This is a genomic window from Kitasatospora sp. NPDC101176, from assembly GCF_044768035.1.
Taxonomy (GTDB): domain Bacteria; phylum Actinomycetota; class Actinomycetes; order Streptomycetales; family Streptomycetaceae; genus Kitasatospora.
This window is the reverse complement of the sequence record NZ_JBIWPA010000033.1, coordinates 1-24,153: the sequence shown is the minus strand read 5'-3', so window position 1 is coordinate 24,153 and position 24,153 is coordinate 1. Positions and strand designations below refer to the sequence as shown.

19 protein-coding genes are annotated in these 24,153 nt (G+C 72.3%); 14 read left to right on the top strand and 5 right to left on the bottom strand.

Annotated features, from left to right (window positions below; translation table 11 throughout):
• Positions 1 to 208 precede the first annotated feature (208 nt).
• Both ACIRS1_RS31775 and rlmN read left to right on the top strand, forming a co-directional pair.
• Positions 209 to 1,411 carry a phosphatidate cytidylyltransferase gene (locus ACIRS1_RS31775; protein ID WP_402845634.1) on the top strand — a complete coding sequence of 401 codons (1,203 nt, stop codon included), beginning with the start codon at positions 209 to 211 and terminating at the stop codon, positions 1,409 to 1,411.
• Positions 1,412 to 1,541: 130 nt separating this feature from the next.
• The gene (gene rlmN, locus ACIRS1_RS31770; RefSeq protein WP_402845632.1) at positions 1,542 to 2,642 is read left to right on the top strand and encodes a 23S rRNA (adenine(2503)-C(2))-methyltransferase RlmN; all 1,101 of its coding nucleotides are present in this window, start codon (positions 1,542 to 1,544) and stop codon (positions 2,640 to 2,642) included.
• Here the strand turns inward: rlmN and ACIRS1_RS31765 are convergent, their stop codons facing one another.
• The 4 genes from ACIRS1_RS31765 to ACIRS1_RS31750 all read right to left on the bottom strand — a co-directional run bounded on the left by ACIRS1_RS31765 (position 2,643) and on the right by ACIRS1_RS31750 (position 6,706).
• Positions 2,643 to 3,794 carry a hypothetical protein gene (locus ACIRS1_RS31765; protein ID WP_402845630.1) on the bottom strand — a complete coding sequence of 384 codons (1,152 nt, stop codon included), beginning with the start codon at positions 3,792 to 3,794 and terminating at the stop codon, positions 2,643 to 2,645.
• A gap of 27 nt (positions 3,795 to 3,821) precedes the next feature.
• A complete protein-coding gene (locus ACIRS1_RS31760; protein ID WP_402845628.1) occupies positions 3,822 to 4,583 on the bottom strand; it encodes an ABC transporter ATP-binding protein in 762 nt (253 codons plus the stop codon).
• A gap of 258 nt (positions 4,584 to 4,841) precedes the next feature.
• On the bottom strand, positions 4,842 to 6,236 hold the full coding sequence (locus ACIRS1_RS31755) for an aspartate aminotransferase family protein (protein ID WP_360217633.1): 1,395 nt from the start codon (positions 6,234 to 6,236) through the stop codon (positions 4,842 to 4,844).
• Entirely contained in the window at positions 6,233 to 6,706 is a 474-nt protein-coding gene (locus tag ACIRS1_RS31750; RefSeq protein WP_030243538.1) for an Lrp/AsnC family transcriptional regulator, read from the bottom strand. Before ACIRS1_RS31750 ends, ACIRS1_RS31755 begins: the two co-directional genes overlap by 4 nt.
• Positions 6,707 to 7,006: 300 nt before the next feature.
• Here ACIRS1_RS31750 and ACIRS1_RS31745 point away from each other — a divergent pair, with 300 nt between their 5' ends.
• From ACIRS1_RS31745 to ACIRS1_RS31735, 3 genes are all read left to right on the top strand, one after another.
• Positions 7,007 to 8,452, top strand: coding sequence for a gamma-aminobutyraldehyde dehydrogenase (locus ACIRS1_RS31745; RefSeq protein WP_402845626.1), 1,446 nt, complete (start codon positions 7,007 to 7,009; stop codon positions 8,450 to 8,452).
• 181 nt (positions 8,453 to 8,633) lie between these two features.
• Complete coding sequence (locus ACIRS1_RS31740) at positions 8,634 to 9,992, top strand: aspartate aminotransferase family protein (RefSeq protein ID WP_360217627.1); 1,359 nt, start codon at positions 8,634 to 8,636, stop codon at positions 9,990 to 9,992.
• Between the two features lie 71 nt (positions 9,993 to 10,063).
• A complete protein-coding gene (locus ACIRS1_RS31735; protein WP_402845624.1) occupies positions 10,064 to 11,263 on the top strand; it encodes a spermidine/putrescine ABC transporter substrate-binding protein in 1,200 nt (399 codons plus the stop codon).
• Positions 11,264 to 11,273: 10 nt separating this feature from the next.
• Here the strand turns inward: ACIRS1_RS31735 and ACIRS1_RS31730 are convergent, their stop codons facing one another.
• Complete coding sequence (locus ACIRS1_RS31730; protein ID WP_360217621.1) at positions 11,274 to 12,926, bottom strand: PucR family transcriptional regulator ligand-binding domain-containing protein; 1,653 nt, start codon at positions 12,924 to 12,926, stop codon at positions 11,274 to 11,276.
• A gap of 352 nt (positions 12,927 to 13,278) precedes the next feature.
• Here ACIRS1_RS31730 and ACIRS1_RS31725 point away from each other — a divergent pair, with 352 nt between their 5' ends.
• From ACIRS1_RS31725 to ACIRS1_RS31685, 9 genes are all read left to right on the top strand, one after another.
• Positions 13,279 to 14,790 carry a gamma-aminobutyraldehyde dehydrogenase gene (locus ACIRS1_RS31725; protein ID WP_360217618.1) on the top strand — a complete coding sequence of 504 codons (1,512 nt, stop codon included), beginning with the start codon at positions 13,279 to 13,281 and terminating at the stop codon, positions 14,788 to 14,790.
• 66 nt (positions 14,791 to 14,856) lie between these two features.
• Positions 14,857 to 16,107 carry a spermidine/putrescine ABC transporter substrate-binding protein gene (locus tag ACIRS1_RS31720; protein WP_360217615.1) on the top strand — a complete coding sequence of 417 codons (1,251 nt, stop codon included), beginning with the start codon at positions 14,857 to 14,859 and terminating at the stop codon, positions 16,105 to 16,107.
• A gap of 39 nt (positions 16,108 to 16,146) precedes the next feature.
• Positions 16,147 to 17,289, top strand: a complete 1,143-nt coding sequence (locus ACIRS1_RS31715) for an ABC transporter ATP-binding protein (protein ID WP_360217612.1) — start codon at positions 16,147 to 16,149, stop codon at positions 17,287 to 17,289.
• The gene (locus tag ACIRS1_RS31710) at positions 17,286 to 18,230 is read left to right on the top strand and encodes an ABC transporter permease (protein WP_360217609.1); all 945 of its coding nucleotides are present in this window, start codon (positions 17,286 to 17,288) and stop codon (positions 18,228 to 18,230) included. Before ACIRS1_RS31715 ends, ACIRS1_RS31710 begins: the two co-directional genes overlap by 4 nt.
• Positions 18,230 to 19,033, top strand: a complete 804-nt coding sequence (locus ACIRS1_RS31705; RefSeq protein ID WP_360217606.1) for an ABC transporter permease — start codon at positions 18,230 to 18,232, stop codon at positions 19,031 to 19,033. Before ACIRS1_RS31710 ends, ACIRS1_RS31705 begins: the two co-directional genes overlap by 1 nt.
• A gap of 60 nt (positions 19,034 to 19,093) precedes the next feature.
• Complete coding sequence (locus ACIRS1_RS31700; RefSeq protein ID WP_360217603.1) at positions 19,094 to 20,488, top strand: FAD-dependent oxidoreductase; 1,395 nt, start codon at positions 19,094 to 19,096, stop codon at positions 20,486 to 20,488.
• Positions 20,489 to 20,633: 145 nt separating this feature from the next.
• On the top strand, positions 20,634 to 21,065 hold the full coding sequence (locus ACIRS1_RS31695) for a hypothetical protein (RefSeq protein WP_360217600.1): 432 nt from the start codon (positions 20,634 to 20,636) through the stop codon (positions 21,063 to 21,065).
• 154 nt (positions 21,066 to 21,219) lie between these two features.
• Positions 21,220 to 21,984: a hypothetical protein gene (locus ACIRS1_RS31690; RefSeq protein WP_402845622.1), complete on the top strand. Its 765-nt coding sequence runs from the start codon at positions 21,220 to 21,222 to the stop codon at positions 21,982 to 21,984.
• Positions 21,985 to 22,216: 232 nt separating this feature from the next.
• On the top strand, positions 22,217 to 23,740 hold the full coding sequence (locus ACIRS1_RS31685) for a CoA-acylating methylmalonate-semialdehyde dehydrogenase (protein ID WP_360217594.1): 1,524 nt from the start codon (positions 22,217 to 22,219) through the stop codon (positions 23,738 to 23,740).
• Positions 23,741 to 24,153: the final 413 nt, after the last annotated feature.

Sequence of the window (24,153 nt, the reverse complement as noted above, 5' to 3'; positions counted from 1 at the left end):
GCCGCAGGCCCACCTGCAGCAGCCGCACCCGGCGCCGGGACACGGCGGGCCCCCGGCGCCGCCGTTCCAGGGGCTCCCCGGTCACCCGGGCGGCGAGGCCGCCCACCCCGGCGCGCCCGGTGCCGCCCCGGGTGATCCCGGCCTCCGTTCGGATCACTCGCAGCAGCCTCCGGTGTACTGGGGCGGCGACGCGGAGGAGACTCGGGTCATGCCTCCCGTACCGGCCGATCCCGGTCCGCTCCCCGGTGCGCCGGGTCAGGGCGGCCAGGACCTCCCACCGGCGCCCGGCCGACCGGGCGACCCCGCGGCCGGCCCGGCCCGGGAGGCCGGCCGGCTGAGCGGCCCGCTGTTCCGGGACGAGCCCGCCGGGCCGGCGGTGCCGGGCGTGACGGAGACGGTCGTGCTGCGCGCCGTGACCGGTGACGCCGCCCCCGCTCCCGGCCACGGCCTCCCGCCGCACCCGGGGGCTCCGGCGCACCCCGCGCCGCCGCCGGGCCACCCGGCGGCCGGGCAGCCCCCCATCGTGCCGTCGTCCCATCCAGGGCAGGAGACTCCCGTGGCCGCCCAGCCCGCCCCGCCGCCGTCGCAGCCGCGCAAGCAGCGCGGTGGCCGTAACCTCCAGGCCGCGATAGGCGTGGGCGTCGGCCTCGGCGCGGTGATCATCGCCTCGCTGTTCGTGGTGAAGGCGCTGTTCCTGGTCGTCGTGATGGCCGCGGCGTCGGTCGGCGTCTGGGAGCTGACCAGCCGGCTGGCCGAGCGCAAGCAGATCAAGGCGCCGCTGGTCCCGCTGGTCGCGGGCGGCATCGCGATGATCGCCACCGGCTACTGGGCGGGCGTCCAGTGGGCGGCGGCCTCGCTGGCGCTGACCGGGCTCGCGGTGATGGTCTGGCGGATGGCGGAGCCGCCGGAGAACTACCTGAGGGACATAACGGCCGGCGTGTTCACCGCCTTCTACGTGCCGTTCCTGGCGACGTTCGTGGCGATGATGCTCGCGGCCGACGACGGTCCGCAGCGGATCGTGCTGTTCCTGATCGTCACGATCTGCAGCGACACCGGCGCCTACGCCGTGGGCTACAAGTTCGGCAAGCACAAGCTGGCCCCGACGATCAGCCCCGGCAAGACCCGTGAGGGCCTGGCCGGCGGCATCGGCCTGTCGATGCTGGCGGGTGCCCTGCTGATGCAGCTGATCATCGACGGCGGCAGCTGGTGGCAGGGCCTGATCCTGGGCGGCTGCGCGGCGGTCACCGCGACCCTGGGCGACCTGGGCGAGTCGATGATCAAGCGCGACCTCGGGATCAAGGACATGGGCACGCTGCTGCCGGGCCACGGGGGCATCATGGACCGGCTGGACTCCCTCCTGCCGACCGCGCCGGTGGTCTGGCTGCTGCTGGCGGCCTTCGTCGGCAGCTAGGGCTGCGGCCGGTCCGGCGGGATCCGCCGGGCATGACCCGGCCGCGCCGACCGTGCGAAGGGGCTCCGGAGTTCCGGGGCCCCTTCGCCGTGTCCGGCCCGCTCCGGGCGTCTGCGACACTGGAACAACCATGCCTAAGCCCGGAGAACTCACGTTTGTCGCGCCGCGCGGCGCCAAGCCCCCGCGACACCTCGCCGATCTGAGCCCCGCCGAGCGCAAGGAGGCCGTCGCCGAGCTGGGCGAGCAGCCGTTCCGCGCCAAGCAGCTCTCCAACCACTACTTCGGCCGGATGTCGAACGACCCGGCGACCTGGACGGACATCCCCGCCGCCAGCCGGGAGAAGCTCACCGAGAGCCTGTTGCCCGAGCTGATGTCGGTGGTCCGGCACGTCTCGTGCGACGACGACACCACCCGCAAGACGCTCTGGAAGCTCTTCGACGGCACGCTCGTCGAGTCGGTGCTGATGCGCTACCCGGACCGGGTCACCATGTGCATCAGCTCGCAGGCCGGCTGCGGCATGAACTGCCCGTTCTGCGCGACCGGCCAGGCCGGGCTGACCCGTAACCTGTCCACCGCCGAGATCGTCGAGCAGATCGCCGCCGGGATGCGCGCGCTCAAGGACGGCGAGATCCCCGGCGGGGAGGCGCGGCTGTCCAACGTGGTCTTCATGGGCATGGGCGAGCCGCTGGCCAACTACAACCGGGTGCTGGCCGCGATCCGTCGGCTGACCGACCCGGCGCCGGACGGCTTCGGCCTGTCCCAGCGGGGCATCACGGTGTCCACCGTCGGTCTCGTCCCGGCGATGAACCGGCTCGCCGACGAGGGCCTGAGCTGCCGCCTGGCGCTGTCGCTGCACGCCCCGGACGACGAGCTGCGCGACGAGCTGGTGCCGGTGAACACCCGGTGGAAGGTCGCCGAGGTGCTGGACGCGGCCTGGAACTACGCGGAGAAGTCGGGCCGCCGGATCTCCATCGAGTACGCGCTGATCAAGGACATCAACGACCAGGCGTGGCGGGCGGACCTGCTCGGCCGGCTGATCCGCAACCACCGGGTGCACGTGAACCTGATCCCGCTGAACCCGACCCCGGGCTCCAAGTGGACCGCCTCCCGGCCCGAGGACGAGCGCGAGTTCGTCCGCCGGCTCCAGTCGCACGGCGTGCCGACGACCGTCCGCGACACCCGCGGCCAGGAGATCGACGGCGCCTGCGGCCAGCTCGCCGCGGCCGGATAGCTAGCGCAGGCCGGCGGCCGCCAGTGCGGCGGTCGCCCCGCCGGTCACCAGCAGGGTGGTGCCCACCGCCAGCGTGCGCAGCACGATCGCGCCGAACAGCAGCCGGGGCGGGGTGCCGAGGCGCAGCAGCGCGTCGGTGACGTCCCGGCGGTCGGTGCGGACCTCGGCCAGCCGGGCGGCCACCGCGGCGCCCGCGCAGCCGAGCACCAGGCAGGCCTCGACGGCGGGCAGCGCGTCGGCGCTCCCGGGCGTGCCGATCCAGTAGCGGATGGTGGTGAGCACCAGCGCGAGCGCGAGGGTGAGCACGGCCAGCGGCGGGCCGAGCCGGCGGGCCTGGGCGGTGAGCCCGCGGCCGGCCAGCAGTCGCAGCGGGGTGGGGCGGCCGGCGGCGAGCAGCCGGCCGGTCCAGGACAGCAGCGGGCCGGTGAGCAGGGCGAGGCCGAGGGCGCTGGCGGCCCAGCCGCCGAGCGCGGCGGTGCTGGTGGTGCCGAGCCCGGCGGGCAGGTGGATCGGCCGGCCGTCGGCGGCGGCGCCGGGCCGCAGCGCGATGAGTTCGAGGGCGAGGCCGATCACGGCCAGGCCGATCGGCAGGGCGATCCGCAGCGCGCCGAAGCCGGTGCGGGGGCCGGTCCGGCGGCCGGGCAGGGTCTCGTCGAGCGGGACGGCGCAGGCGGCGGCGATGCCGGCGGTGAGCGGCACCAGGGCGAGCAGGGTGACGGGCGCCGCCGCGGGCAGCGGTACGCCCATGCCCAGGTCGGGGGCGAGCGACGGCCCGGCGATGTCGTTGCGCAGCACCAGGAAGAGCAGCAGGGTGAGCACGCTGCCGAGGGTGCAGGCGAGCGCGACCTCGCCGCCGATCAGGGCGCGGATCCGTCCGGACCCGGCCCCGGCGGTCCGCAGGCCGGTGATCCGCTCGGGCCGCCGGGCGGGCACCGCGCGGGCGGCGACGGCGGCGAACCAGCCGACGGCGGCGAGCGGGGGCAGGCACCAGAGCAGGCGGGCCAGCGCGTCGGTGCCGCCGTCCGGGTCGCTCATCGCCCGGCCGAGGGAGCGCAGCAGGAAGGCGGCGACCACGCCGGCGGCGAGCGCGGTGAGCAGCCAGCGGCCGAGGTCGGGCGCCCGGTAGCCCCGGGCCAGACGGAGATAGAACACGTCGACTCTTTCAGCGGCTCGGCGTCGTCAGCGGCGGGTGGCCGAGACGGCGGACGCACCGGCCGCGCCCGGGGCGCTGCCGGTGGTGCCGCGCGGGACGGGCGCGGCGGGGGCGGTGAGCCGTCCGTCGACGAGGGCGACGGCGCGGTCCGCGAACCGGACGAGCTCGGGGTCGTGGGTGGCCAGGACGAGGGTGAGCTGGTGCGAGCGGGCCGCGCTGGTCAGTATCCGCAGGACCTGGTCGGCGGCCTCGCGGTGCAGCGGGGCGGTGGGGTCGTCGGCGAAGACGACCGTCGGCAGCGGGGAGAGGGCGCGGGCGACGGCGATCCGCTGGCGCTGGCTCTGGAGCAGCCGGTCGGGGCGCCGGCGGCCGATCTCGCCGACGTCGAGGCGCTCCAGCCACTCGTCGGCGGCGGTGTAGGCGGCCTTGTTGCCGGCTCCGGCGAGCAGCAGGGGCAGGGCGACGTTCTCCCGGGCGGTCAGCTCGGGCACCAGGTGCGGTTCGGAGCCGACGAAGCCGAACCGGTCGCGGCGCAGCCGTTCGCGGCCGGCCCGGCCGAGGGTGTGGACGGGGGCGCTGTTGAACCAGACCTCGCCGTCGTCGACCGGGAGGAGCGCGGAGAGGCAGCCGAGCAGGGTGCTCTTCCCGGAGCCGCGGGGGCCGGTGACGGCGAGCACCTCCCCCTCGCGCACGCCGATCGAGATGCCGCGCAGGGCGGGGGTGCCGTGATGGGACTTGACGATCCCCCGGGCCCACAGCACGTCGTTGTCAGGCGGTGCCGCTGACATGAGGTTCCATCCTGGGTGGCTGCAGGGATATGACAGTCGTCAGATTAGAACGACCGGGACCTCGTGCGGTTGCGGCGCTCTGGTCCATCGCGGGCAAATCACCCGCAATCAGGCATGTTTGTTCGCCGCCTGGTGGCGGAAAGTCGGCCCGGAGGCCCGGAGGCCCCGACGCCCCGCGGGGCGGCTGCGGAAACACCGCAGGGCGGTCCCGGGGAGGGACCGCCCTGCGGCGGAGGGTGGGGAAGGTGGCTCAGCCGGTCAGATCTTCGCCCACGCGTCGGTCAGGCTGGTCCGCAGGATCTGCTCGATCTCGTCGAAGGTCGACTGGTCGGAGATCAGCGGCGGGGCCAGCTGGACGACCGGGTCGCCACGGTCGTCGGCGCGGCAGTACAGGCCGTTGTCGAAGAGGGCCTTCGACAGGAAGCCGTAGAGGACGCGCTCGACCTCGTCGTCGTTGAACGACTCCTTGGTGACCTTGTCCTTCACGAGCTCGATGCCGTAGAAGTACCCGTTGCCGCGGACGTCGCCGACGATCGGCAGGTCGCGCAGCTTGTTCAGGGTGCCCAGGAAGGCGGCCTCGTTGTCGAGGACGTGCTGGTTCAGGCCCTCGCGCTCGAAGATGTCGAGGTTGGCCAGCGCCACGGCGGAGGAGACCGGGTGGCCGCCGAAGGTGTAGCCGTGCAGGAAGGTGTTGTCGCCCTTGTAGAACGGCTCGGCGATGCGGTCCGAGATGATCGTGGCGCCGATCGGGGAGTAGCCCGAGGTCATGCCCTTGGCGCAGGTGATCATGTCGGGCTGGTAGCCGAACTTGTCGGCGCCGAACATGGTGCCCAGGCGGCCGAAGGCGCAGATGACCTCGTCCGAGACGAGCAGCACGTCGTGGCGGTCGCAGATCTCGCGCAGGCGCTGGAAGTACCCGGGCGGCGGCGGGAAGCAGCCACCGGCGTTCTGCACCGGCTCGACGAAGACGGCGGCGACGGTCTCGGCGCCCTCGTTGAGGATGGCCACCTCGATCTCGTCGGCGCACCAGCGGCCGTAGGCCTCGGGGTCGACCGTGCCGTCGGGGCCGGCGAGGAAGGCCGGGGCGCGGTAGATGTTGGTGTTCGGGGCCTTGTGGGTGCCCGGCACCAGCGGCTCGAACGGGGCCTTCAGGCCCGGCAGGCCGGTGATGGACAGGGCGCCCTGGGGGGTGCCGTGGTAGGCGACGGCGCGCGAGATGACCTTGTACTTGGTCGGCTTGCCGGTCAGCTTGAAGTACTGCTTGGCGAGCTTCCAGGCGGTCTCGACGGCTTCGCCGCCACCGGTGGAGAAGAAGACCTTGTTCAGGTCGCCCGGGGCGTAGTTGGCCAGGCGCTCGGCCAGCTCGACGGCCTTCGGGTGGGCGTAGCTCCACACCGGGAAGAAGGCGAGCTCCTTGGCCTGCTTGGCGGCGGCCTCGGCGAGCTCCTCGCGGCCGTGGCCGGCCTGGACGACGAACAGGCCGGCGAGGCCGTCGAGGTACTTGCGGCCCTTGTCGTCCCAGACGTAGGTGCCTTCGCCCTTGACGATCGTCGGTACGGGGGAGTTCTCGTACGACGACATGCGGGTGAAGTGCATCCACAGGTGGTCGTAGGCGGTCTTGGAAAGGTCCTTCTGCGCCGGGTCGGCTGTCATCGGGTGCCCCAGGTGTAGGTCTGTTTCCGGAGCTTCAGGTACACGAAGCTCTCGGTGCTCCGCACGCCGGGAAGCGCGCGGATGCGCTTGTTGATCAGTTCGAGCAGGTGCTCGTCGTCCTCGCAGACCAGTTCGGCCAGGAGGTCGAACGAGCCTGCGGTGCAGACGACGTAGTCGACCTCGTCGAGGGCGGCCAGCGCGTCGGCGACGGGCTCGATGTCACCCTCGACCCGGATCCCGACCATCGCCTGGCGGGTGAAGCCGACGGTGAGCGGGTCCGTGACGGCGACGATCTGCATCACGCCCTGGTCGAGCAGCTTCTGGACGCGCTGACGCACGGCCGCCTCGGACAGGCCCACGGCCTTGCCGATGGCGGCGTACGGGCGGCGTCCGTCCTCCTGGAGCTGCTCGATGATCGCCTTGGAGGCGGCGTCGAGGGGAACGCTCGCGTTTCGGTCGCGGTTGGCCACGCCGCCACTGTGCCTGATCGTTCCCTTGTTCGCAAGCGCGGAAACTGCTGATTTCGTCGTGATCTTGGAAAACGCATGCGGATTTCATCGCCTACATGCGCCCGGCCTGTCGATAACGGCAGTCGTGCGGCTACCCTGGCACGGTACGCGCGCGGCTCCGCAGCGCAGCGCGCGTTCCCCCAACCAGTGGACCGCGCCGCCCAGGGCCCGGCCACTCGGCACCCTTCGTACGCAGGTCCCGCCGACGTACCATGGCGCCGGAATCTGCAACGCCGCAGGCCCAGACCGAGGAGAGACCCCGTGAGCGACCTTCGCACGCTGCGCAACTACATCAACGGTGAGTTCGTCGATGCGGCGGACGGCCGTACGCTCGACATCGTCGACCCCACCACCGGCGAGGTCTACGCGACGTCCCCGCTGTCCGGCGCCTCCGACGTGGACGCGGCGATGGCCTCCGCCGCCGCCGCCTTCCCGGCCTGGCGCGACGCCACCCCGAGCACCCGCCAGAAGCTGCTGCTGAAGATCGCGGACGCGGTCGAGGCCCGCGCCGACGAGGTCGTCGACACCGAGGTGCGCAACACCGGCAAGCCCCGCGCGCTGACCCTCTCCGAGGAGATCGGCCCGATGGTGGACCAGATCCGCTTCTTCGCCGGCGCGGCCCGCCTGCTGGAGGGCAAGGCCGCGGGCGAGTACATGGACGGGATGACCTCGATCATCCGCCGCGAGCCGGTCGGCGTCTGTGCCCAGGTCGCGCCGTGGAACTACCCGATGATGATGGCCGTCTGGAAGTTCGCCCCGGCCATCGCCGCCGGCAACACCGTCGTCCTGAAGCCCTCGGACACCACCCCGGCCTCCACCGTGCTGCTGGCCGAGATCATCGGCGGCGTGCTCAAGGAGCTGGAGCTGCCGGCCGGCGTCTTCAACGTGATCTGCGGCGACCGCGAGAGCGGCAAGCTGATGGTCGAGCACCGCACCCCGGCGATGGCCTCCATCACCGGTTCGGTCCGGGCCGGCATCCAGGTCGCCGAGTCCGCCTCCAAGGACGTCAAGCGCGTCCACCTGGAGCTGGGCGGCAAGGCCCCGGTCGTGGTCTTCGAGGACGCCGACATCGCCGAGGCCGTCGAGGGCATCTCGGTGGCGGGCTTCTTCAACGCCGGCCAGGACTGCACCGCCGCCACCCGCGTGCTGGTGCACGAGTCGATCCACGACGCCTTCGTCGAGGCGCTGGCCAAGGCCGCGGCCGAGACCAAGACCGGTGGCGTGGACGACGAGGACGTGCTCTACGGCCCGCTGAACAACGCCAACCAGCTGAAGCAGGTGGCCGGCTTCATCGAGCGGCTGCCCGCCCACGCCAAGGTCGAGGCCGGTGGCCACCAGGTCGGCGAGAAGGGCTACTTCTACGCCCCGACCGTCGTCTCCGGCCTGCAGCAGGACGACGAGATCATCCAGAACGAGGTCTTCGGCCCGGTCATCACCGTGCAGAAGTTCACCGACGAGGACCAGGCCGTCGACTACGCCAACGGCGTCGAGTTCGCGCTGGCCTCCTCGGTGTGGACCAAGGACCACGCCCGCGCCATGCGGATGTCCCGCCGCCTGGACTTCGGCTGCGTCTGGATCAACACCCACATCCCGCTGGTCGCCGAGATGCCGCACGGCGGCTTCAAGAAGTCCGGCTACGGCAAGGACCTCTCCTCCTACGGCTTCGAGGACTACACCCGCGTGAAGCACGTGATGACCGCGATCTAGTGGTTCACGGCCGTCGCCGCGGCGGGACCGCCGAGCGGCGAGGGTCCGGTCGTACGAACTGACGACGGGCCCGGGTCTTTTCGACCCGGGCCCGGTGTCTTTGCACCCTGTCGGCCGTTCGGGTGACCGACTGACAAGATGAAACTGCATTTCGCGGGCGGGACTCCCTAGCCTTACCGGCATGAGCATCCCCACCGCTGACTCAGCCGCCGGCCAGGCAGTCAAGGCCGCCGACCGCGCGCACGTCTTCCACTCGTGGTCCGCCCAGGCGCTGATCGACCCCCTCGCGGTGGCCGGCGCCGAGGGCTCGTACTTCTGGGACTACGACGGGAACCGCTACCTCGACTTCTCGTCCCAGCTGGTCAACACCAACATCGGCCACCAGCACCCGAAGGTGGTCGCGGCCATCCAGGAGCAGGCGGCGAAGCTCTGCACCATCGCCCCCGGCTTCGCCGTCGAGTCGCGCAGCGAGGCCGCCCGGCTGATCGCCGAGCGCACCCCCGGTGACCTCGACAAGATCTTCTTCACCAACGGCGGCGCCGAGGCCGTCGAGAACGCCGTTCGGCTCGCCCGGCTGCACACCGGCCGGCAGAAGGTGATGTCCGCCTACCGCTCGTACCACGGCGCCACCGCCAACGCGATCGCCCTCACCGGCGACCCGCGCCGCTGGGCCAACGAGACCGGCGTCTCCGGCACGGTGCACTTCTGGGGCCCGTACGCCTACCGCTCCAACTTCCACGCCGAGAACGAGGCGCAGGAGTGCGAGCGCGCGCTGCAGCACCTCGAGCAGGTGGTCGCGTTCGAGGGGCCCGGCACCGTCGCGGCGATCATCCTGGAGACCGTGGTCGGCACCGCCGGCATCCTGATCCCGCCGGCCGGCTACCTGGCCGGGGTGCGGGAGATCTGCGACCGCCACGGCATCGTGTTCATCCTCGACGAGGTGATGGCCGGCTTCGGCCGCACCGGCGAGTGGTTCGCCGCCGACCACTGGGGCGTCGTGCCCGACCTGCTGACCTTCGCCAAGGGCGTCAACTCCGGCTACGTCCCGCTCGGCGGCGTGGCCATCAACGCCGAGATCGCCGCCACCTTCGCCGAGCGGCCGTTCCCCGGCGGACTCACCTACTCCGGCCACCCGCTGGCATGCGCCTCCGCCGTCGCCACCATCAACGCCATGGCGGAGGAGGGCATCGTCGAGAACGCCAAGCACATCGGCGAGACCGTGCTCGGCCCCGGCCTGCGCGAGCTGGCCGAGCGGCACCCCTCGATCGGCGAGGTCCGCGGCCTCGGCGTGTTCTGGGCGCTCGACCTGGTGCGGAACCGCGAGACCCGCGAGCCGCTGGTCCCGTACAACGCCGCCGGCGCCGCCAACGCGCCGATGGCCGAGCTGGCCGCCGCCTGCAAGCAGCGCGGGCTCTGGCCGTTCGTCAACATGAACCGCTTCCACGTCGTCCCGCCGTGCACCGTCACCGAGGAGGAGGCCAAGACCGGCCTCGCGGTGCTCGACGAGGTGCTGTCGCTCACCGACGCGCACACTGTCTGACGTACCGTTCGGACGGCCCCGGGTGTGTTGCCTGCGCCCGGGGCCGTCCCATGCTCCGGAGGCCTCCACCCATGCCCAGCACCACCACCCCGATCCGCCCCCGTGCCCCCCGCCCGTTGCGCCGCCGTTCGGTGCTCGGCGGGGCCGCGCTGCTCGGCGCGGGCACGCTCACCGGCTGCGGCATCCCGTCCGCGTACGTCGCCGAGGACCGCCGCTCGGCCCCGGACCGCTCGGACCGCGAGAAGCGGCTCACCTTCTCCAACTGGACGCAGTACATCGACACCGACGAGCAGGGCGGTCGCCCGACGCTGGACGGCTTCGCCGAGAAGACCGGCGTCGAGGTCACCTACACCGAGGACATCAACGACAACGACGAGTTCTTCGGCAAGATCAGCCCGGTGCTCACCCAGGGCGCCGACCCCGGCCGGGACCTGATGGTGATCAGCGACTGGATGGCCGGGCGGTACGTCTCGCTGGGCTGGGTGCAGGCCATGGACCGGGACAACCTGCCGAACGTCACCGCCAACCTGGACCCGCAGCTCGCGAACCCGGCCTTCGACCCCGGGCGCCGGCGCAGCGTGCCGTGGCAGTCCGGGATCACCGGCATCGCCTACAACCGCAAGGCGCTCGGCCGGGAGATCAGGTCCACCGCCGACCTGTGGGCGCCCGACCTCAAGGGCCGGGTCACGCTGTTCGCCGGGCTCGACGAGGCGCTCGGACTGCTGATGCTCGCCCAGGGCGCCGACATCGCCGCGTTCACCGACGACGACGCGAACAAGGCGATGGACCTGGTGCAGAAGATGGTCGACACCGGCCACGTCCGCCGCTTCACCGGCAACGACTACACCAGCGACCTCGCCTCCGGCGCGGCGCTCGCCTGTCAGGCCTACTCCGGCGACGCCGTCCAGCTCACCGCAGAGAACCCGGACATCGAGTTCGTGGTCCCGGAGGAGGGCGGCGAGCTGTGGGCGGAGAGCCTGATGATCCCCAACCGGGCCACCCACAAGCGCAACGCCGAGGCGCTGATCGACTACTACTACCAGCCGGAGGTGGCCGCCGAGCTCGCCGCGTTCGTCCAGTACATCTGCCCGGTGCCGGCCGCCCGCGAGGTGCTGGCGGCCAGCGGCGACAAGGAGAAGGCCGAGATCGCCGAGAACCCGCTGGTCTTCCCGACCGACGAGATGCGCGCCCGGCTGCGCACCATGCGCGACGTCGGCTCGGCCGAGCGGCCCGGGCTGCACAAGGTCTGGGGGCGCATCACCGGGGTGTGAGCCCCGGGGCTCAGCGGCGGACGGCGTCCAGGGCGAGCAGCGCCACGTGCAGGGAGAGGCAGGACTCCACCTGGTCGAGGTCGACGCCGAGGATCCGTTCGACCTTGTGCAGGCGGTCGTAGAAGGACGGCCGGGACAGGTGCGCGGCGTCGGCCGCCGCGGACTTGTTCCGGCCCTGCTCCAGGTAGATCCGCAGCATCTGCACCAACTGGCCGTTGTGCTCGGCGTCGTGGGCCAGCAGCGGGCCCAGCTCGCGCTCCACGTAGGTCTGCAGCCGGGCGTCGTCGCGCAGCAGGTGGAGCAGGCCGCGCAGCCGCACGTCCGGCAGCCGGTAGTAGGAGGCGGTCCGGCCGCCGGGCGCGTCGTGCAGGGCCGCCTCGGAGACCTGGGTGGCCTCCAGCAGGGTCCGGCGGGCGTCCCGGACGGAGCCGACCGAGGAGCCCACCGCGACCACCGGGTCCGGAGCGGCGGCGCCCTCCCGCCCGGCCTCCGCCGACATCCGGCGCAGCGTCGCCGAGAAGGCGTCCAGCGCGGCGTGCTCGTCCTGCTGGGTGCCGAGCGCGATCAGCACGCCGACGCCCTCGTCGTCCAGCGCGCCCACCAGTGCCGGGAGCCGGCAGGCCCGCACCGCGCCGGCGGCCAGCTCGGTGAAGTCGCGCAGCCGGGCCTGCGCCTCCAGCGCGGCCGGGATCGGCCCGCGCCGCTGGCGCAGCACCACCCCCACCAGCCGCCGGCCCTCCAACGGGACGCCGAGGGCCTGGGCGCGCAGGGCGACCTCGGAGACGGTCAGCGAGTGGGTGAGGATGCCGGACAGCAGGGTGCGGTGGGTCTGCCGCTCCAGGCTCTCCCGGTCGCGCACCACCAGGCGGTTGAGCGCCAGCGCGGAGGCCCCGCGCTCCAGCAGCATGCTGTGCGGGTGCGCCGCGCCCTCCGGAAGCGCGCCCGGCTCCTGCACCAGCACCAGCCGCCCCCAGTCCTGGCCGCGGGCGCCGACGGTGGTCACCAGCCAGCCGCTGCGCGGGTCGTGGCCGGTGCGGCCGGGCGGGCGGACCCCGCGGGAGCGGCGCTCCCAGTCCTCCAGCAGCTCGTTCTCCGGGCGGCCGGCGCTCTCGTGGGCGAGCACCTGGTGCGCCAGGTTCTCCAGCACGACGGGCGCGCCCGCCATCCGGGCCACCTGGCGGATCACCTCGGGCGGCTCGGCGCCCTCCACGACCAGCTCGTTGAACACCTGGTGGACGGCCTCGGAGGCGCGCAGCTGGTCCAGCTGGGCGTTGACCACCAGTGCGTGCACGGCCTCGGTCACGGCGACGAAGCGCAGCTCGCGGCGGAGCGTGACCAGCGGCAGGCCGCGCTGCTCGGCGGCGTGCACCAGGGCGCGGGGGAGCGAGTCGAAGTAGCGCCGGCCGAACTCGACGACCAGGCCGGCCACCCCCACCTCGTCCAGCTCGCGGACGTAGCGGGCCAGCCCCTCGCGGTCCTCGGGCAGGGCGATCCCGGTGGTGAGCACCAGCTCGCCGCCGCGGAGCATCCCGGCGACGTCGGGCAGCTCGCTCACGTGCACCCAGCGGACCGGCCGCTCCAGGTGGTCGGCGCCGGCCACGACCTGGGGGAGGCCGCGCCGCATCACCTCCAGGTCGAGCACGCGGGCGACGGTGGGGAGCATCGCAGGCCTCCAGGGCCGTGGGGGACCAGAGTGTCAGGTAAATCATCCATCGCGGCGACGACCTGTCGCCCTCCGTGCACCCTTGCACCCTGTAAGGCCCTTCGGGTCGAGGTTGTCGCAGTGACCCTTGTCACGCCGGTGCGGCAACGGGCATGGTCAGCGGACGGCCGTGGCGAGAAACAGTCACCACGCCGGAATCCGTCGCGTTAACCGGACAGCAACAGTGGAATCCCTTGTCGGGTCGGCAGGGCTGCCAGGATCGCGCAACCCCGGTGGTCGACGAGCGGATCCCCCCACGCGGAGGCGCGATTCCGCCGCCCGCCGTCGAACCACCGGCACTTGGAGGAACCAGATGGACCTGACGGACTTCGGCCCGGGCGCGCAGTACGTCGCGGGCCGCCTGATCCAGGGGGGTGGCGAGCCCTTCCAGGTCGTCAACCCCGCGGACGGCAGCGTGGTCGAGCAGGTCGCGCTGGCCGACACCGCGGACGTCGACGCGGCCGTCGCCGCCGCGCGGGCGGCGCTGCCCGGCTGGTCCTCCGCCACCCCCGGCGCCCGGTCCGAGGCGCTGACCCGGCTCGCCGCCGTCCTGACCGACGCCTGCGCGGACCTCGCCCGGGTGGAGACCGCGCAGACCGGCAAGCCGGTCAAGCTGGCCACCGAGTTCGACGTCCCCGGCACCATCGACAACACCGCGTTCTTCGCCGGGGCCGCCCGCAACCTGGAGGGCAAGGCGGCCGGCGAGTACTCCGGCGACCACACCTCCTACGTGCGGCGCGAGGCGATCGGCGTGGTCGGCTCGATCTCGCCGTGGAACTACCCGCTGCAGATGGCCGCCTGGAAGATCCTGCCGGCGATCGCCGCGGGCAACACCATCGTGCTCAAGCCGGCCGAGCTGACCCCGCTGACCTCGCTGATGTTCGCCGGGGCCTGCACCGCGGCGGGCATCCCGGACGGCGTGGTCAACGTCGTCACCGGCGCCGGCCGCACGGCGGGCGAGCACCTGGTCGCGCACCCCGACGTCGCGATGGTCTCCTTCACCGGCTCCACCCCGGTCGGCAAGCGCGTCGCCGAGCTCGCCACCGCGGGCGTCAAGCGCACCCACCTGGAGCTCGGCGGCAAGGCCCCCTTCGTGGTCTTCGACGACGCCGACCTCGACGCCGCCGTGCACGGCGCCGTCGCCGCCTCGCTGATCAACGGCGGCCAGGACTGCACCGCCGCCACCCGGGCGTACGTCCAGCGGCCGCTGTACGACGCCTTCGTGGCCGGGGTGGCCGAGCTGTACGCCGCGATCCGGGTCGGCGACCCGCTCGACCCGCGCACCGACCTCGGCCCGCTGGTCTCGTACACCCACCGGGACCGGGTGGCCGGCTTCGTCGAGCGGGCCCGCTCCTACGCCACCGTCGTCACCGGCGGGCGCGCGCCGGAGAAGGGCCACGACGGCAGCGACCTCACCCGCGGCGCCTACTACCTGCCGACCCTGGTCACCGGGGCCGCCCAGGACAGCGAGGTGGTGCAGGGCGAGGTCTTCGGCCCGGTGCTGGTGGTCCTGCCGTTCGACTCCGACGACGAGGGCCTGCGGCTGGCCAACGACACCCCGTACGGCCTGGCCGCCTCCGCCTGGACGAGCAACGTGCACCGCTCGCTGCGCGCCACCCGGGAGATCGCGGCCGGGTGCGTCTGGGTCAACGACCACATCCCGATCATCAGCGAGATGCCGCACGGCGGCTACAAGGCCTCCGGCTACGGCAAGGACATGTCCCAGTACTCGCTGGATGAGTACACCCAGGTCAAGCACGTCATGTTCGACACCACCGCGGTCGCCCGCAAGGACTGGCACCGCACCGTCTTCGGAGACAGATAACCCCTGCCAGGGGCGCCTCCCCCCGGGCGCCCCGATCCGACCTCTTACCCCCAGGAGGCCCGTTCCATGGCGTTCAACGAGCTCACCGACGGTCTGCCCGAACCGGTCCGCAGGGCCTGGGAGCGCAGTCTCACCAGCGGCCGGGCGGCGATCGGCCGCCGAGCCCTGCTGCGGGCCGCCGCGCTGACCGCGGGCGCGGGCACGCTGGCCGCCTGCGGCATCCCGGCGGCCAAGACCTCCGGCGGCGACTCGGCGGCGGGCGCCGCGAAGGACCTCTCGGAGACCGAGAAGGAGGTGAACTTCTCCAACTGGCCGCTCTACGTCGACACCGACGAGAAGGACAAGGAGAAGCACGGCACCCTGGACGCCTTCACCGCGGCCACCGGCATCAAGGTGAAGTACAACGAGGACGTCAACGACAACGTCGAGTTCTTCGGCAAGATCAAGCCGCAGCTCGCGGCCGGCCAGGACACCGGCCGCGACCTGATGGTGCTGACCGACTGGATGGCGGCCCGGCTGATCCGGCTCGGCTGGGTGCAGAAGCTCGACCAGGCGAACGTCACCACGGCGATCACCACCATCGACTCCCGCTTCCGCGCCCCGGACTGGGACCCGGGCCGGCTCTACTCCTACCCGTGGGCCGGGATCCAGGTCGTGGTGGCCTACAACCGGAAGGCCACCAAGGGCAAGGAGGTCGCCAGCGTCTCCCAGCTGCTGGACGACCCGGACCTCAAGGGCCGGGTGACCTTCCTCTCCGAGATGCGCGACAGCATCGGGATGGTCCTGCTGGACATGGGCAAGGACCCGGCGAAGTTCACCGCCGACGACTACGACGCCGCGATCGCACGGCTGCAGAAGGCCGTGGACAGCAAGCAGATCCGCCGCTTCACCGGCAACGACTACGGCCAGGAGCTCTCCTCCGGGGACATCGCGGCCTGCGTCGCCTGGGGCGGTGACCTGATCCAGCTGCGCGCGGACAACCCGGACATCGAGTTCGTGATCCCGGAGAAGGGCTACGTCTCCTCGACGGACAACATGCTGGTCCCGGCCAGGGCGCAGCACAAGGCGAACGCGGAGAAGCTGATCGACTTCTACTATCAGCCGAAGATCGCGGCGCAGCTGGTCGCGGGCATCGGCTTCGTCTCCGCCGTCACCGGGATGAAGGACGAGCTCGCCACGCTCGCCCCGGACATCGCGGCCAACCCGCTGGTCGTACCCACCCCCGAGATGGCGGCCAAGGCGCACGTGTTCCGCACCCTCACCGAGACCGAGGAGAGCGACTTCGAGGAGAAGTTCTCCAAGCTCATCGGCGCCTGACCCCCGCTCACGGCAGAGACAAACCAGGAAGACACCCCCATGACAGACCAGCAGCGCGCCGCGGCCGCCGGCGGCGACGTCCGGCTCACCGGCATAGGCAAGACCTACGGCTCCTTCACCGCCGTCCACCCGCTCGACCTCACCGTCCCCCAGGGCTCCTTCTTCGCCCTCCTCGGCGCCTCCGGCTGCGGCAAGACCACCACCCTGCGCATGATCGCCGGCCTGGAGGAGCCCACCAGCGGCACCGTCCTGATCGGCGGCCAGGACGTCACCGCCCTGCCCCCGTACAAGCGGCCGGTGAACACCGTCTTCCAGAGCTACGCGCTCTTCCCGCACCTGGACATCTTCGAGAACGTCGCCTTCGGCCTGCGCCGGCGCGGGAAGAAGGAGGTCAGGAAGCAGGTCGACGACATGCTGGAGCTGGTCGAACTCGGCCAGTACGCCCGGCGCAAGCCGCACCAGCTCTCCGGCGGCCAGCAGCAGCGCGTCGCCGTCGCCCGCGCCCTGATCAACCACCCCCAGGTGCTGCTCCTCGACGAGCCGCTCGGCGCGCTCGACCTCAAGCTCCGCCGCCAGATGCAGCTGGAGCTCAAGCGGATCCAGACCGAGGTCGGCATCACCTTCGTGCACGTCACCCACGACCAGGAGGAGGCCATGACCATGGCCGACACCATCGCGGTGATGAACGGCGGCCGGGTCGAGCAGCTGGGCGCCCCCGCCGAGCTGTACGAGAACCCCGCCACCACCTTCGTGGCCAACTTCCTCGGCCAGTCGAACCTGCTGCCCGCCGAGGTCACCGGCACCGACGGCGGCGACCTGCTGCTCACCGCGGCCGGCGCCCGCCTCGCCGTCCCGAAGGCGCGCTGCGCCACCGACGCCCGGAAGGTCCACCTGGGCGTGCGCCCGGAGAAGATCACCATCGTGCACGCCTCCGCCGAGGTCGCCGACGGGCGCAACCGGCTCGCCGGCACCGTCCTCGACTCCAGCTTCATCGGCGTCTCCACCCAGTACGTGGTGCGCACCGACGGCGGCCAGGAGGTCACCGTCTTCGAGCAGAACATGGAGCGCGACGCCCGGATCGTCCCCGGCGCCGACGTCCTGCTGCACTGGAACCCGGCGCACTCCTTCGCCCTGGACGCCTCCCAGGCGATCGACGCGGGCACCGCGGAGGAGGCCGCATGACCACCACCACCGCGGCCGCACCGCCGCAGGCCGTGCCCCCGGACGGCGGCGCGCCCGCCCCGGCGGCCCCCGGGGCCAGGCGCCGGCTCACCCCCTACTGGCTGCTGCTGCCCGGCATCGCCTGGCTGGTCGTCTTCTTCGCCGTCCCGATGGTCTACCAGGCGTCCACCTCGCTGCAGACCGGCTCGCTCGAGCAGGGCTTCAAGGTCACCTGGCACCTCGCCACCTACTGGGACGCCCTGGTCGAGTACAAGTGGCACTTCGTCCGCTCGTTCTCCTACGCGGCCATCGCCACCGTGCTCTGCCTGGCCGTCGGCTACCCGCTCGCCTACACGATCGCTTTCAAGGCGAGCAAGCGCTGGCGCAACGTCATCCTGATCCTCGTGATCGCGCCCTTCTTCACCAGCTTCCTGATCCGCACGCTGGCCTGGAAGACCATCCTGTCCGACGGCGGTCCGGTGGTCGGCGCGCTCAACACCCTGCACGTCCTGGACGTGACCAACGCGATCGGCCTCACCTCCGGCGACCGGGTGCTCGCCACGCCGCTCGCCGTGGTCTGCGGTCTGACCTACAACTTCCTGCCGTTCATGATCCTGCCGCTGTACACCTCGCTGGAGCGGATCGACCCCCGCCTGCACGAGGCGGCCGGCGACCTCTACGCCCGGCCGTTCACCACCTTCCGCAAGGTCACCTTCCCGATCTCGCTCCCGGGCGTCGTCGCCGGCACCCTGCTCACCTTCATCCCGGCCTCCGGCGACTACATCAACGCCCAGCTGCTGGGCTCGCCGAGCGAGCAGATGGTCGGCAACGGCATCCAGAAGCAGTTCCTGAACGTACTCGACTACCCCACGGCCGCCGCGCTGAGCTTCATCCTGATGGCCCTGATCCTGGGCATGGTGACGGTCTACATGCGCAAGGCCGGGACGGAGGAACTGGTCTGATGTCCCGGATCGTCAAGTGGGTCCGTGCCCACCTGGTGGTGCTGGCGGGCCTGCTGGCCCTCGCCTACCTCGTGCTGCCCAACCTGGTCGTGCTGGCCTTCTCGTTCAACAAGCCGGTCGGCAAGTTCAACTACGAGTGGAACGAGTTCTCCACCGACGCGTGGACCAACCCCTGCGGCGTGGCCGACATGTGCCAGTCGCTCTCGCTCAGCCTGCAGATCGCGGTGCTCGCCACCATCGGCGCCACCGTCCTCGGCACCATGGTCGCCTTCGCACTGGCCCGCCACCGCTTCCGCGGCCGCTCCGCCACCACCGCGATGATCTTCCTGCCGATGGCCATGCCCGAGGTGGTCATGGCCGCCTCGCTGGGCACGCTCTTCCTCAACATGCGCATCCCGTTCGGCTTCACCACCATCCTCATCGCGCACATCATGTTCTGCCTCAGCTTCGTGGTGACGGCCGTCAAGGCGCGCGTGATGAGCATGGACCCGAGGCTCGAACAGGCCGCCCAGGACCTCTACGCCACCCCCGTCCAGACCTTCCTGCGGGTCACCCTGCCGCTCGCCGCCCCCGGCATCGCCGCCGGAGCGCTGCTCAGCTTCGCGCTCTCCTTCGACGACTTCATCATCACCCAGTTCAACTCGGGCCCGACCACGGTCACCTTCCCGATGTTCGTCTGGGGCGCGTCGCAACGCGGCATCCCGGTCCAGGTCAACGTCATCGGCACCGCGATGTTCGCCGCCGCCGTGGCGCTGACCGTCGCCGGCCAGTGGCTCGGCAACCGCCGGAAGGCCACCGCCTGACGTACCGTCGGCCGTGGCCGAACACATCGTCGCCCAAGTACAGAAAGTGGCTGATAATGCATGGACTCCGCCCGCGCGCTCAGTGACGCCAGGCCCACCCCCTTCTGGCTGGAGGACCCGGGCCGGCCGGCGGCACTGCCCGCCCTGGTCGGCGACACCACCTGCGACCTGCTGGTCGTCGGCGGCGGCTACTCCGGCCTCTGGACCGCCCTCATCGCCAAGGAACGCGACCCCTCGCTGGACGTCGTGCTGGTCGAGGGCAACGAGGTCGGGTGGGCCGCGTCCGGGCGCAACGGCGGGTTCTGCGCCGCCAGCCTCACCCACGGCTTCGGCAACGGCCTGCAGCGCTGGCCCGCCGAACTCGCCCAGCTGGAACGCCTCGGTGCCGCCAACCTGGACGGCATCGAGGCCACCCTCAAACGCTACGGCATCGACGCCGAATGGGAGCGCACCGGCGAGATCGACGTCGCCACCCAGCCCCACCAGCTGGAGGAGCTCCACGAGATCGCCGAGGCCGTGACCCGCTACGGCTTCGAGCTCACCGTCCTGGACGCCGACGCGCTGCGCGCCGAGGTGAACTCGCCGACCTTCCTCGGCGGCCTCTGGGACAAGGAGGGCGTGGCCATGGTCCACCCCGCCAAGCTCGCCTGGGGCCTCAAGGAGGCCTGCCTCGGCCAGGGCGTGCGGATCTTCGAGCACACCCGGGCCACCGACCTGCGGGAGTACGGCAGCGGCACCGCCGTCCGCACCCCGTACGGGCGGGTCTTCGCCCGCCGCGTGGCGCTCGGCACCAACGTCTTCCCGTCCCTGGTCAAGCGCGTCCGCCCGTACGTCGTCCCGGTGTACGACTACGCGCTGATGACCGAGCCGCTGAACGACGAGCAGCTCGCCGCGATCGGCTGGCGCGGCCGGCAGGGGCTCGGCGACAGCGCCAACAAGTTCCACTACTTCCGGCTCTCCGCCGACAACCGGATCCTCTGGGGCGGCTACGACGCGGTCTACCACTACGGCGGCCACGTCCGGCACGAGTACGACCAGCGGCCGGAGACCTTCCGGACCCTCGCCACCCACTTCTTCCGCTGCTTCCCGCAGCTGGAGGGGCTGCGCTTCACCAACGCCTGGGGCGGGGCCATCGACACCTGCAGCCGCTTCTCCGCCTTCTTCGACACCGCCTACCGTGGCAAGGTCGCCTACGCGGCCGGCTACACCGGGCTCGGCGTCGGCGCGACCCGCTTCGGCGCCGAGGTGATGCTCGACCTGCTCTCCGGGGAGCGCACCGAGCGCACCTCGCTGGACATGGTCCGCAGCAAGCCGATGCCGTTCCCGCCCGAGCCGGTTCGCTGGGCCGGGATCGAGATCACCACCCGGTCGTTGGAGCGCGCCGACCGCAACGGCGGCCACCGCAACCTCTGGCTGCGCACGCTCGACCGGCTGGGGCTCGGCTTCGACAGCTGAGCCGGCGGCCGGCCCGGGCCGGGGATTTCCGGGGTGCCGGACACGTGTAAGAGAGACCCGCCGTCCGCCTCTCCCTGGTGGACGGCGGGTCTCGTTCCCCCGCCGCGCCCTGACCACCGACGAGCGGCAAGAAGCGGGGACAGACATGGAGAGCACCGGACTGCACTGGCTCGCCCAGGCCACACCGGACCCGGCGGCGTTCCGGGCGCAGTGGGAACGCACCGGACTGGGACTGATGCTGTTGCCGGCCGGCCGCCGCTGGGACGTCCTCGCCGTCCCCGGACGACTCGGGCACCCCGCCCTGGACATCCTGAACACCGGCTCCTGCGGCCCGGTCCTCGCCGACTTCGCGGACGAGCACGTCAGCTTCCTGGTGCCGGTCGGCACCGCCGCCCGCTGGGTCGGCACCGGAGTGCGGGGTGCGGGGGAGGGCACCTGGGTCGTCGTCCCGCACCCCGGGCGCAGTGGCGGCGGCGTCCGCTGGCTGGTCCCGCCGGACGGGTCCGGTCGGCTCAACGACCCGGTGCTGCTGGAGCTGGCGCTGCACGAGGCCGCGGCCGGGCTCAGCGACCGGTGACCCCGCCGCCCCGGCACCGGGGCCCGGGACGGCGGGGCGGTGGATGGCAGGTGGCTCCGGCGGTGAGTGCTCCCGCGGTGGGGCGCTCCCGCGGTGGGGCGCGCCCGCGGCCGACGGTGGCGCGCGGCCCGGGCGATCGCGGCAGACTGGAGGCGTGACCACCGCGCCGGACACCGTCGACGCGCCCCTGCGACCGGGCGCGGCCCAGCTGCGCCTCGCCGCGCCCGCCGCCCCCGTCTGCGACCGGTACGGGCTGGCCCTGGCCGGCGGGCACGCGCTGCGCGCCCACGGCGTCGCGGCCTGCCCGCAGGACGGGCTCACCCTGGTCACCGGTGACGCCGACCTCCCGGAGGTCGCGGCCGCGCTGGCCGAGGCGTACCGCGCGGCCGGTGGCGGGGTCGTCGAACGGCCCGGCACGCCGCGCCTGGAGCAGCTGACCGTGCGGCTCGCGCTCGGCGGGCGGTCGCACTCGGTGGAGCTGCGCAAGGAGCCGCTCGGCCACCGGCCGGTCCGGCTCGAGCTCTCCGCGCCGCAGACCGGCGAGCCGTCCGTGCTGCTGCCCGTCGTCGCCCTGGAGGACGCGGCCGCGCTGGCCACGGCCCTGCTGGTCGACCGGGGCATGCCGCGCGACCTGGTCGACGTGCACGCCCTCACCGCCTGCTACCGGGAGGGCGAGCTCCTCGCCCTCGCCGGGGAGCTCGACGCGGACCTGCAGCCCGCCGTGCTCGCCGACCGGCTGGAGACGCTGGCCGAGGCGGCGGACGGCCGGTTCCGGGCCCGTGGCGTCGCACCGGGGGCGGTGGACGGGCTGAAGCGGTGGGCGCTGGCCTGGGCCCAGGACCTGCGGCTCGACCTGCTGGAGACCCAGGAGGCCGCCGACGGCCTGCACGACCCGTACCTGGAGGACGGCGAAGCCTGAGCCGTCCGGGGGCCGACCCGGACGCACTCACCCGTCCGGCCGAGCGATCGGACGACCTGTAAGGCTGAATCCGCGATCCCCGTCAGCCTGTTCGTTGAGGCCTGGCACGACGGAGACCAGACTGGGGAGAAGAGCGCGGTAGCCCCGTGAACCCGTCGCCCGGCCCACTCGCGGGCGGCGCCAGACAGGACCGGCGGCAGGACGCCGCCCGGGACTTCGGAGGCAGACGGACTTGAGCAAGCACATCATTCACTGGATCGACGGCGAGCCGGTCGCCACCGCCGGCGCGGCGCCCCGCCGCGGCGACCTCTTCGACCCGGCCACCGGCCAGGTCTCCGGCCAGGTCGACTTCGCCGGCATCGCCGAGGTCGACCAGGCGGTGGCCGCCGCGGCCGCGGCCTTCGCCGACTGGCGCACCGCCTCGGTCGCCAGGCGCAGCACGGTGCTCTTCGCCTTCCGCGAGCTGCTGAACGCCCGCCGTGACGAGCTGGCCGCGATCATCGTGTCCGAGCACGGCAAGGTGCACTCCGACGCGCTGGGCGAGATCGCCCGCGGCCTGGAGGTCGTCGAGTACGCCTGCGGCATCCCGCAGCTCCTCAAGGGCGGCTTCACCGAGCAGGCGTCCACCGGCATCGACGTCTACTCGATCCGCCAGCCGCTCGGCCCGGTCGCGGTCATCTCGCCGTTCAACTTCCCGGCCATGGTGCCGATGTGGTTCTTCCCGATCGCCATCGCGGCCGGCAACACCGTCGTGCTCAAGCCCTCGGAGAAGGACCCGTCCGCCGCGAACTTCCTCGCCGGGCTGTGGAAGGAGGCCGGTCTGCCGGACGGCGTCTTCAACGTCGTGCACGGCGACAAGACCGCCGTGGACCGCCTGCTGGAGCACCCGGACATCAAGTCCGTCAGCTTCGTCGGCTCCACCCCGATCGCGCGCTACGTCTACGAGACCGGCACCCGCTACGGCAAGCGCGTGCAGGCCCTGGGCGGCGCCAAGAACCACATGCTGGTCCTGCCGGACGCCGACCTGGACCTCGCGGCCGACGCCGCCGTCAACGCCGGCTTCGGCGCGGCGGGCGAGCGCTGCATGGCCGTGTCCGTCCTGGTCGCGGTCGACCCGATCGGCGACGAGCTGGTCGACAAGATCAAGCAGCGCGTCGCCACCCTGAAGGTCGGCCCGGGCTGCAACGGCGATTCCGAGATGGGGCCGCTGGTCACCGGCCAGCACCGCGACAAGGTCACCTCCTACGTCGAGTCCGGTCTCGCCGACGGCGCCGAGCTCGCCGTCGACGGCCGCAAGCACCCGATCACCGCCGAGGACGCCAACGGCGCCCCGACCTCGGACGGCTTCTGGCTCGGCCCCACCCTGTTCGACCACGTGAAGCCGGGCATGTCCGTCTACAACGACGAGATCTTCGGCCCGATCCTCTCGGTCGTGCGGGTCTCCTCCTACGAGGAGGGCCTGGCGCTGATCAACAGCAACCCCTACGGCAACGGCACCGCCCTCTTCACCAACGACGGCGGCGCCGCGCGGCGCTTCCAGTTCGAGGTGGAGGTCGGGATGGTCGGCATCAACGTGCCGATCCCCGTCCCCGTCGCCTACTACTCCTTCGGCGGCTGGAAGGCCTCGCTGTTCGGCGACGCCCACGCGTACGGCCCGGACGGAGTCCAGTTCTTCACCCGCGGCAAGGCCGTCACCCAGCGCTGGCTGGACCCCTCGCACGGCGGAATCAACCTCGGTTTCCCCACCAACAGCTGAGCCCCCGCCCCGCGATCGAGCCGGCCGGACCCCTCTCCCCGGGGCCCGGCCGGCTCTTTGCGCGACGTTTGCATCCGGCCCCGAAGACGCGTAGTGTTCTTCGAGTTGCCTGGCAGGGAGCACCGGACACGCATCAGCGCGGACGGTCCCGGGGCGGCCAATCCTTCGAAACACCACTTCCCGGCTCGGGCTGGGTCGCGCTTTGTCGCGGCTCGGTGCGTATTCGGCGTGATCGTTTTATTGGATTGCGGTCGGATTCGCTTTTCGGAGCGGGGATCGGCTAGAGTTTGAAACGTCGGACGGGGCGTCAAACCCCGGAAGGCGCCGGCGAGTTGGATGACGAAGCCCCCGGAAAACGGAGCGGAAAACATCTGATAAGCTGGGAACACGAAAGAACGAAGCGCCCGGAGGGC